The organism is Thiobaca trueperi (assembly GCF_004342175.1).
Taxonomy (GTDB): domain Bacteria; phylum Pseudomonadota; class Gammaproteobacteria; order Chromatiales; family Chromatiaceae; genus Thiobaca; species Thiobaca trueperi.
In genome coordinates this window covers 57804-72503 of record NZ_SMAO01000001.1, presented here as the reverse complement: position 1 = coordinate 72503, position 14700 = coordinate 57804, and the positions used below count along the sequence as shown (strand labels likewise).

Below are 14700 nucleotides of genomic sequence, written 5' to 3'. Positions count from 1 at the left end.
GCCGGACGCGGTTTAATTCATGCGGCCAATCTTGCGGTACAGGGTATTGCGGCTGATGCCGAGACGACGTGCGGCAGCCGAGACGTTGCCGCCGAATTCATTCATGACCATCGCAATGGCTTCGCACTTGATTTCGTCCAGGCTGCGACCGCTGGCCTCGACCAGAAACGCCGGCTCCTGACCGCTCTTGGTCTCGCCCATCTGATCCGCGCTGAACAGGTCTTCGGGCAGGTGGCAGCTCTGGATCTCGGTCTCGCCTTCGTCGAGCAGCGCCACCGCCAGCCGGATCACGTTCTGCAGCTGCCGCACGTTGCCCGGCCAGGGATAACGCTCGAAGAAATCCATGACCGGTTCGCTGATCGTGACCTGAACACCGTCGCTCGCTTCCGCAGCGATGAGTTTATGCACGATCGAGCGGATATCGCTGCGTTCGCGCAGGGCCGGGAGCGTGACCGTGAGTCCGTTGATCCGGTAATAGAGATCCTCGCGAAAGCTGCCGGCACGCATGGCGTCGCGCAGCACCCGGTGCGTGGCGCAGACCAGGGAGATATCGACCGGTACCTGACGCTGCGCCCCGACCGGCGTGACGCAGCGCTCCTGAAGGACGCGCAGCAGACGCGCCTGCATGTTCAGTGGCATGTCGCCGATCTCGTCGAGAAAGAGGGTGCCGCCGTGCGCCTGCTGGATCTTGCCGATTGAACCTTCACGGCGCGCGCCGGTGAAGGCGCCACCGACATAGCCGAAGAGTTCCGACTCGATCAGATTCTCCGGAATCGCCGCACAGTTGAGCGCCACGAAGGGACCGTCCTGACGCGGGCCGGAGTAATGAAAGGCGCGCGCGAACAGCTCCTTGCCAACACCTGACTCGCCCTGAATCAGCAACGGAATGTCTTTCCCCATGATACGCGAGGCGCGGTCGAGCGCGGTCTGAAGACTGGGATCCCCGGTCGCCAGACACTTCAGCGTGACGCGCTGTTCATGGCGCGCATCGCAGAACGCCATCCTGTCGGCAGCGGCGCTCGATGTCCCGCGTGCGGGTGGATTGCTGCGCAACGAGGGAGCGCTGCGCAGGCGTGCGTAGAGACGCTCGCCATGGCGCGTCTCGATCGTCTGCAAAAAGGGAGGGCGACTGCCGCGATCGACGAAATGACCGAATGACGGTTTGAACAGCGCATTGAAATCCAGTCCGACCAGACCGTTCGATTCGGCAAAGAGTGCGCGCGCGGCCAGGTTTGCACCCAGAATCCGCCCCTCCGCCGAGACGGCCAGAACGCCTTCCTGCAAACCGCCGACACCCTCGGGCCGGAGATGGAAGGCAACCAGAATGTCGGTGGAGAATTCGACCTCGAACAGGTGTTTTTCGATCAACTGTGCGGCCAGCCGGGCCAGTCCGAGTGTGTGCCGCTGATTGTTGCGGTAATCGGCTGAAATATCGAATACCCCGAGGAGCTTGCCTTCGGGGTCGAAGACCGGGGCGGCGCTACAGGTCAGAATGCTGTTGCGATCAAGAAAATGTTCGGCGCCGATGACCTCAACCGGCCCCGCCTCCATCAGCGTCGTCCCGATCGCATTGGTGCCGCGCATCGACTCGCTCCACAAGGAACCCGGTTGCAAGGCGACGCGCTGGGCGCGCGTAAAGAACTCCGGATCACCCAGGCTGTGCAGGATCATGCCGTGGTCGTCAGCCAGGATCACCATGCTGCCGGAGGCGCGGATCTGGTCGAACACATGCTCAATGACCCCGCTGGCGTTGCGCAGCAGCCGCTCGCTGCGTTCGCGCGCCGCCGCCAGTTCACTCCGTCCTTCCGGATCGCCACGACCGTCGGCGCGATAATCCAGCCCGCTTTCCAGGCACCGCTGCCATGAGCGCAGCACCGCGTGCGGCAATTTGCAGTCAGGATGATCGCGCTCATCTCCCTCATCACCGTATCCCTGATCGAAAAATTTCCGCCGCGCCTCGAAGAGGCGCAATGCGTGTGGATCGTGGGAAATCGTTTGATCGATCATGCGTCCTCCTTCAATTTTCGCTGGCAGGCGAATTGTTTTTGTTGTGGGCGGATGCGTTGGAATTTAGCACCTGTCACGAATCGCATCAATTATCACCATTGAGGCAATGCATGATTTAAAGCAAATTTCTTGCCGGTTCGGTTTGAAAGGCGATGGCGCAGTGTTTGCATTCGGCGAGTCCAGCAGGGATAGGGGCACATCCGCAGCGGAATGCATCAACCATCGGTCATTGAGGGGAAACACAGTGGAACAGACGCATCACGAGGAGACATTCACTCGCATCCTGCGCCAGACGGCGCTTGCCGCCTGGCTGGCCGGTGCCTCAACACTCGCTGGCGCACACGGCGATGTCGTGCCGCAGGCGGTCGATGTCTCCACGCTGAAGGCATTGGGCGAGGATTGGCTCGTCACCAATCCCTACCGTGGGGATCCGGAGGCGATCCGCATCGGCGACTCGGCCTTCAATCAAAACTGCGCCCGCTGTCACGGGCTGGGCGCCGTTTCCGGCGGCATTGCCCCCGATCTGCGCTTTTTACCTTTGGAAGACGAAGGCGACGAGATCTTCATGCAGCGGATTCGCCACGGCGCCAGCCGCGATGGACGGGTCTTCATGCCGCCATTCGAAGGCATTTTGCCGCAGGAGGGGATGTGGGCGATTCGCGCCTGGCTTGAGAGCGTCCATGAGGACTGAATGGGCGCCAGTCCCCAGCAGGTCGCACGCTCTGCCGTGCGGCGCCGACGACTGGATTGACAAGGCTCTGACCATTCAGGGTCGCTCCACCCTGGCACACCTGTTTCATTTCGGAACAGGTGTGACGGGTCTCCCGGCACGGCAGGCTCAAGATGCCGATGTCCGTTGCAGGTGGTTTGCATAAGGCGCTTGAGCCGACCGCATAACAATTATATCGAGGTGGATTGATGGGAAAATCATTGGGTCATCGGGGACGCCTGGCCCTGGCGGTCGCAGGCACCTTGTGCGGGGTGTCGGTCGCACAGGAAGCCGAGCAGCTTGACGTGATCGGAGAAGGCGATGCGCCCACTCAACTGGAGACGGTGGTTGTCACCGCCACCCGCGTCGGTGAGCCTGATTTCGATCTGCCCGTCGCCATTGATGTCCTGAATCGGCAGGTCATCCAGGATCGCAATCCTGGCGTCCTGATCTCCGAGGTTCTGCCGCGCGTCCCGGGGACGGTCGTGACCAATCGCGGCACCTTTGCCCAGGAAGAGCAGATCATGATTCGCGGCTTCGGTGGACGTTCCCAGTTCGGCACACGCGGGGTCCGGCTGATCGCGGACGGCATCCCGGCGAGTACGCCCGACGGACAGGGCGGACCGGGTCTCTTCGATCTCGGCTCGGCGGGCAATATCGAGGTGATGCGGGGCGGCTTCTCCGCCCTCTATGGCAATCACTCGGGCGGTGTCGTCCAGGTCTTCACCGAGGACGGCCCGCAGGAGCCAACCCTTTCCGCCCGCCTGATGGGCGGCAGCGACGGCACCTGGATCGCCGGAACCAGGCTCGGTGGACAGTCGGGAACCGTCAACTATGTCCTGGACGCCTACCACGCCGAAACCGACGGCTATCGCGACTGGAGCCGTTCCACCAAGGAGCAGGCCAACGCCAGGCTCAAGGTCGCGCTCGACAGCGGCGGCACGCTCAGTCTGATCGCCAACGCCATGAACCTCCCCGACAGCCAGGATCCGCTGGGTCTGACCGCTGAACAGGTCAAACAGAACCCGCGGCAGGCAGCGGCGAGCGCACTGGAGTTCGAGACCCGCCGCACGCTCGACAACATGCAGGGCGGCCTGATCCTGGAACAGCCGTTGACCGACGCGGACAGCCTGCGCGCCATGTTCTACGCGGGAACGCGCGGCAACGAGCAGTTTCTCGCCGTGCCGCTCACCAACCAGAATGCCATCACTGCCGCTGGCGGCGTGAGCACCTTCGACCGTCGCTTTGCCGGCGGCAGCCTCTGGTGGAGCCATGAGACGGCGCTCGCCGATGGCCCGCTGACCCTCACGCTTGGCGGCGAATACGATCGATCCGCCGAGGACCGCACGGGTTATCTCAACCAACTGGGCGAGCGTGACGCACTCAAGCGCGACGAAGACAACAGCGTCGATAGCTGGGGAACCTTCATCCAGGGCAAATGGGCCTTCGCGCCCGACTGGAGTCTGGATCTGGGTCTGCGCTATACCCGTGTCGGCTTCGACTCCGACGATCACTTCATCTGTACCATCGGGCAGGTGACTGCACCGGGCGCACAGGCGGGCACCTGTAGCGGCTCGACCACCCGCATCACGGCAACCAACTTCAACCCGGACGACAGTGGCAGCCAGACCTACAGCGCCTGGACACCGGCCATCGGTCTGCTTTACGGCCTGACGCCTGACATCAATCTCTACGCGAACGTCGGCCAGACCTTCGAAACCCCGACCTTTACCGAACTGGCCTATCGTCCCGACGGCGGCTCGGGCCTGAACCTGGATCTGGAGCCGGCCATGAGCTGGCACTACGAGATCGGCGCCAAGATCCTGATCGGCCCGGATGCCCGGCTGAATCTCGCCCTCTTCCAGATCGATACCCAGGACGAGCTGACGGTGGCAACCAACCGTGGCGGACGCGCCACCTATCAGAATGCCCCGGCGTCGCGTCGCCGGGGGGCCGAGCTTTCGCTGGACAGCCAGCTCGGCCACGGCTTCAGCGGACGTGTTGCCGCGACCTATCTGGACAGCGAGCTGACCGACAGCTATCTGGCCTGCGTAGACATCCCCTGCCGGACGCTCGCGCCGACGCTCAACGCCGCCATGGTCGAGGCCGGCAACCGCATCCCTGGCGTACCCCTGTTCACCGTCTTCGGCGAAGTGGCCTATGCCTATGAACCCCTGGGTTTCGAGGCGGCAGTCAATCTCTATGGCCAGGACGAGGTCTACGTCAACGACCGCAACACCGAGACGGCAGGCGAATACTGGCTGGTCAATCTGCGCGCTGGCTTCACGCAGGCGCTGAACCGGTTCAGGCTGTCCGAGTTCGTGCGCGTGGACAATGTGCTCGACCGCTCCTACATCTCCGCCGTCAGCGTCAACGACGCCAATGGGCGTTACTACGCGCCCGGCCCCGGCACCAGTGTGCTGTTCGGCATCACGGCCAGCTACGCCTTCTGAGTCGCGGCACGGCGGCGGTGCTCAGTCGCCGCCGTGCTCGACCGGGCTCAACCGCGCCAGTTCATCATCCTCGAACAGCCGCGAGCGGGTGAGGAAACGCACCCCCTCCGGCCCTTCCAGCGAAAACATCCCGCCACGTCCAGGTACCACGTCAATGATGAGCTGGGTGTGACGCCAGTACTCGAACTGGGATTCGCTCATCCAAAAGGGACAGCCGCCAATGGTTCCGAGCCGCACATCGCTGGCGCCGGTACGAAATTCGTCGGCGGCCCAGCACATGGGCGCGCTGCCATCGCAGCAGCCGCCGGACTGGTGGAACATGAGTGCGCCATGCATTGCCTTCAGTCGCTCGATCAACGCCAGCGCGGTCTCGGTAGCGATGACCCTGGGAATCTGCTCATTCATGGTGTTCGATCTCCGGCGGTCAGGTGGGTGGATGGCTCGGGCATGACGCCTGCCTGAGCGGCGTTGGCGCTCCAATTCCATATCGTTGCTCAGGTAATGAGCAGGTGTCTCCAATCTGGACACTCCAGGGCAGATGACAGGGCCTGTCGACAGGCGCCCGCATGGTGCCTGGATCCAGCATTGGCGAGCCTTCGTCAGTATTTCAGGGGTCTTGCAAGGTTTCGGGCATGGTGCTGGCAAGCATGCGATGCGCCGCCAATGGCGATCCTCAAGGATCCATTGCGCGGACACGCCGCCCATACGCCATCCATTCTGGAGACCCTGAAAACCATGAAAAAGCAGTCCATCCCTGTCGCAACGCTTGCACTTGCCCTGATCCCGCTGTCCGGCGCCTCGCATGCGGTGAGTTTCAGCCAGGGCGATGCCACCCTCGACATCAACGGAACCATCAATGGTTTTTTTTCTTACCGTACAACCAAAGATGACCGCGGAACAGTCAGCAACTCCGGCATCACCAACGGCCTGCTGCCGGGCTGGATCAATTTCGTTTTCACCACCAGGGTCGAGGATCTGGATATCAAGGCCCATGTCGGCTTTGCGCCCGGCATCAACAATGACTCCTCGGTGGTGGGTCTGCCGATCGGCGGCGGCGGCGAGCCCTATAGCCAGATCGACACCCGTAATCTCTATTTCCAGTTTGGCACGGACAGGATGGGCACCTTCAAGCTCGGACGCGACATCGGTCTGTTCGGTCAGAAGATCATTCTCAACGACATGACCCTGCTCGGGCTCGGCGGCAACACCTATGCCTCGACCCCCTTCAATACCACCTTCGGCATGATCGGCCACGGCTACATGTATACCGGTTTCCAGCCGCAGATCACCTATACGACGCCCGATTACTCGGGCTTCAAGGCCTCGGTGGGCGTCTTCCAGCCCAGCGATTTCACCGACAGCGGCGAAACCTCCACGCCGGGCGTCCAGGCCATCGCGGGCTATGACTGGAAGGGATCGATGCCCGGCTCAGTCTGGGGTGGCGCCATCTATCAGGACACGGACACCGGCCTGGAAGATGTCGAGACCTTCGCCGCACGCGGCTTCGAACTGGGCACCAGGATCGGTTTCGGAAACTTCGAGGCCACGGCCTATGCCTTCACCGGCAAGGGTCTGGGGCTCTCCACGGTCGGCGCGCTGTTCTTTTCACCCTACGGCGAGACCGAGAGCCGTGGCTATTTCCTGCAGGGGACTTACAAGTTCGGCGACACCAAAGTGGGCATCAACTATGGCGAAAACCGTGACGACGAAGGACTGCTGGCCGGCAACAACCGCTTCCGTGGCGGCACCATCGGCATCTACCACAGCCTGAACAAATACATCACCCTGGTGGCGGAATACAATCAGGAGCGCGCGACCGGCGCCGATCAGATCAATTCCGGCGGTTACGGCGATCTCGATACGAATACCATCTCGCTGGGCGGGATCATCTTCTTCTGAGCCTGATGGGCACCGGGATCTGCCCATGGGCAGATCCACAGGCGGTCATGCTCAACCCGTCCATCTGGCCGACAGCGCCTCGGTCTCGCCGCGCGGATTTCCCGGGCCAGATCGATCAGCTCTTGCAGGATTTCGACGGTGCTGATCGCGTTGGTGTGATGGCGGGCAATCGCCGCGTCCAGATGCTCGGAGAACTGCCTGCCCTGAACGACATTGCGCTGACTGCGCGGGCGCACCTCATCGTTCAGCAGCTTGCGCCGGCTCGTACCGTGCTGTCATCCAAGCAATGACGCTCGTCCAAGCTGGCACCCAAGAATTTGCTCACACCTGCGCTTACATGAAGCCGAGGCAACGAAAAACGGCTTAGAGGCGAAACCTCTAAGCCGTTGTTTTATATGGTAGCGGGGGCAGGATTTGAACCTACGACCTTCGGGTTATGAGCCCGACGAGCTGCCTGACTGCTCCACCCCGCAACTGAGAAAGCAATTGTATGTGCAGCATTCGCTGCATGCAAGCTTTATTTGCTTTTTATGGCAGATAATCTTGCGATTCCTTTTAGAACGGCCACTTAACTTGCGCTCTCCGTGAGCGCCTCACCTGGCGACATCCGCCGTCAGCGACGTGCCCGCGCATATTCGGCCTGAGCCTGAGGCAGGAAGCGTTGGATCTGTGCGATACGGGTGTCATCAAGTGGATGTGTGCTCAGGAACTCCAGTCCCTGCCCGCCACGACTCTGGCTATAGACCTGGAAGCGCTGCCAGAAACCAATGGCTTCGGCCGGATCGTAACCGGCGCGCGCCATATAGAGCAGTCCGATCCGATCCGCCTCCAGCTCCTGGACACGCGAATAAGGCAGCATGACGCCAAGCTGAGTCGTCAGGCCATACGCCTGTGTTGCCAGTTCCTGACTGACTGCCGACTGACCGCCCAGCGCCGTGGACAGCGCCACCCCGCCGACCTGCACCAGCAGTCCCTGTGACATCCGCTCGGCGCCATGACGCGCCGTGGCGTGCGCGATCTCATGGGCCAGCACCGTCGCCAGCCCGGCATCGGTTTTGGTCAGCGGCAGAATTCCGGTATAGACGCCGATCTTGCCGCCCGGCAGCGCAAAGGCATTGGGCTGATCGGACTCGAACAGCACGAACTCCCACTGTGCATGTGGCAGGTTGACCACGGCGGCGATCCGCTCGCCAACCTCTTGCAGTCGCTTCGCCTCCGCCGGGTTGCGCGCCACAGGCGTTTCACGCTTGATCTGCTCGAAGGATTTGAAACCGAGTTGGGCCTCCTCCGCCGTATCAATCAAGAGGAGCTGGCTGCGTCCGGTCTCGGGGGCGGTCGCACAGCCAGCCAGCACCATCAGTAAAAGGGTCAACAGCAGGCGGAATCGATCAGGCATCTGGTTTCACCTCATCAGTCGGCACGCAGTCCCAGCACATCCTGCATATCGAACAGACCCCGCTCATGCCCGGCGATCCAGCTCGCCGCGCGCGCCGCGCCACGGGCAAAGTTCATCCGGGTCGATGCCTTGTGCGCAATCTCGATCCGCTCGCCATCGGCGACAAACCAGACACTGTGCTCGCCGACGACATCCCCGGCGCGAATGGTCTCGAAGCCGATGGTCCGGCGCTCGCGCGCACCCGTGTGCCCTTCCCTGCCGTAGACCGCGACCTCCTTGAGATCGCGGCCCAGGGCTTCGGCGATCACCTCGCCCATGTGCAGCGCTGTCCCTGACGGGGCATCGACCTTGTGCCGGTGATGGGCCTCGATGATCTCGATATCGACTTCGTCACCCAGCACCCGCGCCGCGATGTCCAGGAGTTTGAAACAGAGATTCACGCCCACGCTCATATTCGGGGCAAAGACGATGCCAATCGACTCGCCCGCTGCCTTGATCTGCGCGCGCTGCGCCTCGTCCAGACCGGTCGTGCCGATCACCAGACGCTTGCCGGCATCGCGACAGATGTCCAGATGGCCCATGGTCGCCGCCGGTGACGTGAAATCGATCAGCACATCGAAGGCATGGAGCACCGCAGATAAATCAGCCACCAGCGGCACATCCAGCCGCCCGACCCCGGCCAGCTCCCCGGCATCCGCCCCGAGCAGCGAACTCCCGGCGCGCTCGGTCGCCGCACCCAATGTCAAGCCATCGGCCTCGGTCACAGCCTGCACCAGCATCCGGCCCATCCGCCCGCCAGCGCCAGCGATGGCAATTCTGATTTCACTCATTCGATTGACTCCAGATAAACCCATTCAAATTATGATTGTTTGCAACGCAAACAATCACTGGGTCATACGCTCGAAGAAGCTCTTGACCCCATCCAGCCAGGAGTGTGACTGCGGGTTATGACGCGACCCACCCTCCTGCACGCTGGCCTCGAACTCGCGCAGCAACTCTTTCTGGCGCTCGGTGAGATTGACCGGGGTCTCGACCGTGACCCGGCACACCAGATCGCCGACCGGGCCGCCGCGTACCGGTTTCACGCCTTTGCCGCGAATGCGGAACATCTTGCCGGTCTGCGTACCCGCAGGCACCTTGAGCATAACCTTGCCATCCAGGGTCGGTACCTCGAATTCGCCACCCAGCGCGGCAGCGACGAAGCCGATCGGCACCTGACAGTAGAGATTGGCGTCCTCGCGGGTGAAGATGGGATGGTCCTGCACCTGCACCTGGACATAGAGATCGCCCGGCGGCCCGCCCTGCTCGCCGCGCTCACCCTCACCGGAGAGGCGGATGCGGTCGCCGGTATCCACCCCGGCAGGCACCTTGACCGAGAGCGTCTTTTCTTCCTGGATACGGCCGCGGCCGCGACAGTGCGAGCAGGCCTCCTCAATCACACTACCGGTGCCCCGGCAGGCGGGACAGGTCTGCTGGATGGAGAAGAATCCCTGCTGCATCCGCACCTGACCAACACCGCCGCAGGTGGTGCAGGTCTTGGGCTGAGTACCCGGCTTGGCCCCGGTGCCACCGCAGAACTGGCAATCGACCTGGGTCGGGATGCGGATCTTGACCTCCTTGCCGTTGACGGCGTCCTCCAGCGTCAGCGACAGATCGTAACGCAGATCAACGCCACGCTGCGCCCGGCGCCCGCCCGCACGACCTCCGAAAATGTCGCCGAAGACATCGCCGAAGATGTCGGAGAAGGATCCCGCACCACCGAAGTCGCCGGGGCCACCGCCACCGAAACCGCCCGCCCCCGCCTCGACCCCGGCATGGCCGAACTGGTCATAGGCGGCGCGTTTTTTCGGATCGCTGAGGACATCGTGGGCCAGCTTGGCCTCTTTGAATTTGGCCTCGGCCTCGGCATCGCCGGGGTTGCGGTCGGGATGATATTTCATCGCCAGACGCCGGAATGCCTGCTTGAGATCGGCCTCGCTCGCGTTGCGCGGGACACCCAGAACTTCGTAATAGTCGCGTTTTGCCATATCTTGATTTCCAGGCACCGACGACCGACCCGCATAACGCGAAAGCGCACGGGCACTCGCCGCGCCTGTACGCTTTCATCCTGGGGGTCGGCGACCGGCAGCTAGCCAGTCACCTCATTTTTTGTCGTCTTTGACTTCTTCGAATTCGGCATCGACCACGTCGTCGCCAGCGGCCGATTTGGCCTGAGGCTCCTCGGCGCCAGCACCGGCCTCACCACCCTGCGCATAGAGTCGCTCAGCCATCTTGCCGGAGACATCACCCAGCGCCTTGGTCAGCGACTCGATGCGCTCCTTGTCCTCGCCCTTCATGGCCTCCTCAAGCTCCTTGATAGCGGACTCGATGGACGATTTTTCGCCGCTTTCCATCTTGTCGCCAAGCTGATCCATCGACTTGCGGGTCGCGTGGATCATGGTGTCGGCCTGATTGCGCGCGGCGACCAGGGCATGGAAGTTGCGGTCGTCCTCGGCATGGGCCTCGGCATCCTTGACCATCTTCGCGATCTCGGCCTCTGACAGACCGGAAGACGCCTTGATGATGATCGACTGCTGTTTGCCGGTGGCTTTATCTTTCGCCGAGACATTGAGGATACCGTTGGCGTCGATGTCGAATTTGACCTCGATCTGCGGCACGCCACGCGGGGCGGGCGGGATGTCGGACAGATCGAAACGACCCAGCGACTTGTTGCCGACCGCGCGCTCGCGCTCGCCCTGGAGGACGTGCACGGTGACGGCGGTCTGGTTGTCGTCCGCCGTCGAGAAGGTCTGACTGGCGGAGGTCGGGATGGTGGTGTTCTTCTCGATCAGCTTGGTCATGACGCCGCCGAGGGTCTCGATGCCGAGCGACAGCGGGGTCACGTCGAGCAGCAGCACGTCCTTGACCTCGCCGCCCAGCACGCCGCCCTGGATCGCGGCGCCGATGGCGACCGCTTCGTCCGGGTTCACGTCCTTGCGCGGGGCCTTGCCAAAGAACTGCTCGACCTTGGCCTGAACCTTGGGCATGCGGGTCTGACCACCGACCAGGATCACCTCGTCGATCTGGCCGGCGGTGAGATTGGCGTCCTTGAGCGCGATGCGGCAGGGATCAATGGTGCGGTCAACCAGCTCCTCAACCAGCGATTCCAGCTTGGAGCGTGTCAGTTTGACGTTGAGATGCTTCGGCCCGTTCTGATCGGCGGTGATATAGGGCAGATTGATGTCGGTCTGCTGGCTGGTCGAGAGTTCGATCTTGGCCTTTTCGGCGGCCTCCTTCAGACGCTGGAGCGCCAGCGGATCGTTGCGCAGATCGAAGCCCTGGGATTTTTTGAAGTCCTCGACCAGGAAGTCGATGATGCGCATGTCGAAGTCTTCGCCACCCAGGAAGGTGTCGCCGTTGGTGGACAGCACCTCGAACTGATGCTCGCCCTCGATCTCGGCGATCTCGATGATGGACACGTCGAAGGTGCCGCCGCCGAGGTCATAGACGGCGATCTTCTGATCGCCCCGTTTTTTGTCCATGCCGTAGGCGAGCGCCGCCGCCGTGGGCTCATTGATGATGCGCTTGACCTCAAGCCCCGCAATGCGCCCGGCGTCCTTGGTCGCCTGACGCTGCGAGTCGTTGAAGTAGGCGGGAACCGTAATGACGGCCTCAGTGACCGCGTGACCGAGATAATCCTCGGCGGTCTTCTTCATCTTCTGCAAGACCTTGGCCGAGATCTCGGGCGGAGCCATCTTTTTACCGTTGACTTCAACCCAGGCGTCGCCGTTGTCGGCCTTGACGATCCTGTAGGGAACCATGTCCTTGTCCTTGCCGACCACCGAGTCCTCGAAGCGGCGCCCGATCAGACGCTTGATCGCGAACAGCGTATTGGCCGGATTGGTCACCGACTGGCGCTTGGCGGACTGGCCGACCAGCACCTCGCCATCGCCGGTGTAGGCGATGATCGAGGGCGTGGTGCGATCACCTTCAGCGTTCTCGATGACCTTGACATTGTCGCCTTCCATCACGGCCACGCACGAGTTGGTGGTGCCGAGATCGATGCCGATGATTTTTCCCATAAACTGATTCTCCAAAATATTTGGTGTGGCGCCACTGCGCCAGGTGGTGCAATGAATTGGGGCAAAACCCCGCGCCGTTCAAGCCGCTTACGCGGACGCCTGCTGGGAGACCAGCACCATCGCCGGGCGCACCAGACGTCCGTTGAGCAGATAGCCTTTCTGAATGACGGCGACTACGGTGTTCGGCGGCAAATCGGCGCGCGGCTGCATGGAGATCGCCTGATGAAAGGCGGGGTCGAACGGCTGATCCAGCGGCGCGACGGGCGCGACCCCGAACTTGTCCATCACATCGCCGAGCAGCTTGAGCGTCAGTTCGGTGCCCTCGCGCAGTTTGTCGAGATCAGCCGATGCGTCCAGGGCGGCCTGATGCCCCAGCTCCAGGCTGTCGCGCACCTGGAGCAGCTCGCGCACGAAGCTGTCGAGGGCGTATTTATGCGCCTTTTCAAGCTCGCTGACATGACGCCGCTTGATGTTTTCCAGCTCGGCACGGGTGCGCAGGAGCTGGTCGCGATACCCCTCCGACTCCGCGCGCGCGGCGGCGAGTGCAGCAGCCAGTTCCTCGGGTGTCGCCAATGGCTCAGGCGCCGGAGTCGTCTCCTGCTCCTGGCTCTGCTCGGCAGCCGTCGCCTGAACGGGTTCGCGATCCGCCGTCTGGGCGTCGCTGTAGGCATCCATGGCTGCGCGCACGGTAGCATCTTCAACAAAAGATGGATCCGGGTCCGGAGACTCCGTGCGATGTGGATCCGTGTTCATGATGACCTCCAATTCTGTAGATCGCCCCGCTGCCATGCCAAGAATCGGCGTCCGACGGCAAGGCGGGTGTCAATTTTTGACAGGATTAACAGGATTTTTTAAGATTCTGTTTTTAAACCTGTTAATCCTGTCTAAAGATTCCTGCCCCTTGGTGTGAAATTTCCAGAAATCACCTTATTGCCGCAAAGCCGCCGCCAGCAGTCTGGCGGTGACATCGACGATCGGGATCACGCGCTGGTAGTCCATGCGCGTCGGGCCGATGACGCCGAGCACGCCGACCACCTGATCCTCGACCCGATAGGCCGTCGTCACCAGACTGCAATCACCAAGCAGCGCGTAACCGGATTCCTCGCCGATGAAGATCTGCACCCCGTCTGCGGCGATGCAGCGGTCCAGAATATGCAGGATCTCGCGCTTTTGCGTGAACGCATCGAATAACTGCTTGATACGCTCCATGCTCGCCAGCTCCCCGAATTCCATCAGGTTGGTCTGTCCGGCGATAAAGCAGTCATCCCGACGCTCGGCGGTCTCGACCAGATCATGCGCAAGCGCCACCGCACGCAGCATGAGCTGATCCATATTGGTATGGGTGTGCCTCAAGTCGTCCACCAGCCGCTTGCGCACGTCCTTAATATCCTGACCGGTGAAGATCTGATTCAGATAGTTCGCCGCCTGCTCCAGCTCCGACGGGGTAAAGCGCCGCTCCGTGTGGACGATGCGGTTGTGAACCTCACCCTCGCTGGTCACCAGGATCGCCAGCACCCGCGCGTCGGACAGTGGCAGGAGTTCGATCTGGCGAAAGACATTGCGCTCATGGCGCGGCAGCATCACCACCCCGGCCAGATGCGTAATGCCGGATAACAGATTCGAAGCCGTCTCGATCAATGACTTGGCGTCGGCGCGCACATCGAAGCGCGTCCGCAGCGAGCTGATGTCATCCTCGGAAGGCGGACGCACCGTCAGCAGCGAGTCCACAAAGAGCCGATACCCGGCCACCGTCGGCACCCGACCGGCTGAGGTATGTGGCGAGGCCACCAGTCCCAGGTCTTCCAGGTCGGCCATGACATTGCGCACGGTCGCCGGACTCAGATCCAGTCCGGTGTCTTTCGCCAGCGTGCGCGAGCCGACCGGCTGCCCATCCCGAATGTAGCGCTCGACCAGCGCCTTCAGAAAATGGAGCGCCCGTTCGCTGACCGGCACATCAGTCTGTCGCGTCTCGAATGCCAAGGTAAATGACCATTGTTCACAATGAATTGAAGCGGTTGGACCGAAGCCAGAACACCCTATGCCGCACCGAACGGATTTAGCACTCACCTCAATAGAGTGCTAACACGTGAATTTAGGGATTCTATCCGGACCTGTCAAGGCTCATGCGCAGAGACAGGGCGCAAAACGCCCGGTCTTGGCGCGCCTGCCGGCCCA

General features: G+C 62.2%; 12 protein-coding genes and 1 tRNA gene. 3 read left to right on the top strand and 10 right to left on the bottom strand.

All coding sequences use genetic code 11. The annotated features are described in order from the left end of the window. Positions 1-12 precede the first annotated feature (12 nt). On the bottom strand, positions 13-2007 hold the full coding sequence (locus EDC35_RS00290; RefSeq protein ID WP_132974856.1) for a sigma-54-dependent Fis family transcriptional regulator: 1995 nt from the start codon (positions 2005-2007) through the stop codon (positions 13-15). 244 nt (positions 2008-2251) lie between these two features. Between EDC35_RS00290 and pedF the strand changes: the two genes are divergently transcribed. After that, positions 2252-2698, top strand: coding sequence for a cytochrome c-550 PedF (gene pedF / locus EDC35_RS00285; protein WP_207896031.1), 447 nt, complete (start codon positions 2252-2254; stop codon positions 2696-2698). Between the two features lie 227 nt (positions 2699-2925). Continuing rightward, on the top strand, positions 2926-5169 hold the full coding sequence (locus EDC35_RS00280; protein WP_132974854.1) for a TonB-dependent receptor family protein: 2244 nt from the start codon (positions 2926-2928) through the stop codon (positions 5167-5169). A 21-nt stretch (positions 5170-5190) separates the two neighbouring features. Here EDC35_RS00280 and EDC35_RS00275 read toward each other — a convergent pair whose 3' ends face one another. Next, positions 5191-5574 (bottom strand): DUF779 domain-containing protein, encoded by a 384-nt coding sequence (locus EDC35_RS00275; protein ID WP_132974853.1) that lies wholly within the window; start codon positions 5572-5574, stop codon positions 5191-5193. A gap of 258 nt (positions 5575-5832) precedes the next feature. Between EDC35_RS00275 and EDC35_RS00270 the strand changes: the two genes are divergently transcribed. Then, entirely contained in the window at positions 5833-7068 is a 1236-nt protein-coding gene (locus tag EDC35_RS00270) for a porin (RefSeq protein WP_207896029.1), read from the top strand. Here the strand turns inward: EDC35_RS00270 and EDC35_RS00265 are convergent. The 8 genes from EDC35_RS00265 to hrcA all read right to left on the bottom strand — a co-directional run bounded on the left by EDC35_RS00265 (position 7014) and on the right by hrcA (position 14505). Further along, complete coding sequence (locus EDC35_RS00265; RefSeq protein WP_243651347.1) at positions 7014-7304, bottom strand: type I restriction enzyme endonuclease domain-containing protein; 291 nt, start codon at positions 7302-7304, stop codon at positions 7014-7016. The two genes, EDC35_RS00270 and EDC35_RS00265, sit on opposite strands and share 55 nt — an antisense overlap. 160 nt (positions 7305-7464) lie before the next feature. Then, a tRNA-Met gene (locus tag EDC35_RS00260) sits at positions 7465-7541 on the bottom strand. 140 nt (positions 7542-7681) lie between these two features. Beyond that, positions 7682-8464: a M48 family metallopeptidase gene (locus EDC35_RS00255; protein ID WP_132974852.1), complete on the bottom strand. Its 783-nt coding sequence runs from the start codon at positions 8462-8464 to the stop codon at positions 7682-7684. Positions 8465-8478: 14 nt separating this feature from the next. Further along, on the bottom strand, positions 8479-9294 hold the full coding sequence (dapB, locus tag EDC35_RS00250) for a 4-hydroxy-tetrahydrodipicolinate reductase (RefSeq protein ID WP_132974851.1): 816 nt from the start codon (positions 9292-9294) through the stop codon (positions 8479-8481). Positions 9295-9348: 54 nt separating this feature from the next. Next, positions 9349-10491 (bottom strand): molecular chaperone DnaJ, encoded by a 1143-nt coding sequence (dnaJ, locus tag EDC35_RS00245; protein ID WP_132974850.1) that lies wholly within the window; start codon positions 10489-10491, stop codon positions 9349-9351. A 114-nt stretch (positions 10492-10605) separates the two neighbouring features. Then, a complete protein-coding gene (gene dnaK / locus EDC35_RS00240; RefSeq protein ID WP_132974849.1) occupies positions 10606-12525 on the bottom strand; it encodes a molecular chaperone DnaK in 1920 nt (639 codons plus the stop codon). Between the two features lie 87 nt (positions 12526-12612). Further along, positions 12613-13278, bottom strand: coding sequence for a nucleotide exchange factor GrpE (gene grpE / locus EDC35_RS00235; protein ID WP_132974848.1), 666 nt, complete (start codon positions 13276-13278; stop codon positions 12613-12615). A 174-nt stretch (positions 13279-13452) separates the two neighbouring features. After that, the gene (gene hrcA / locus EDC35_RS00230; RefSeq protein WP_132974847.1) at positions 13453-14505 is read right to left on the bottom strand and encodes a heat-inducible transcriptional repressor HrcA; all 1053 of its coding nucleotides are present in this window, start codon (positions 14503-14505) and stop codon (positions 13453-13455) included. Between the last annotated feature and the right edge of the window lie 195 nt (positions 14506-14700).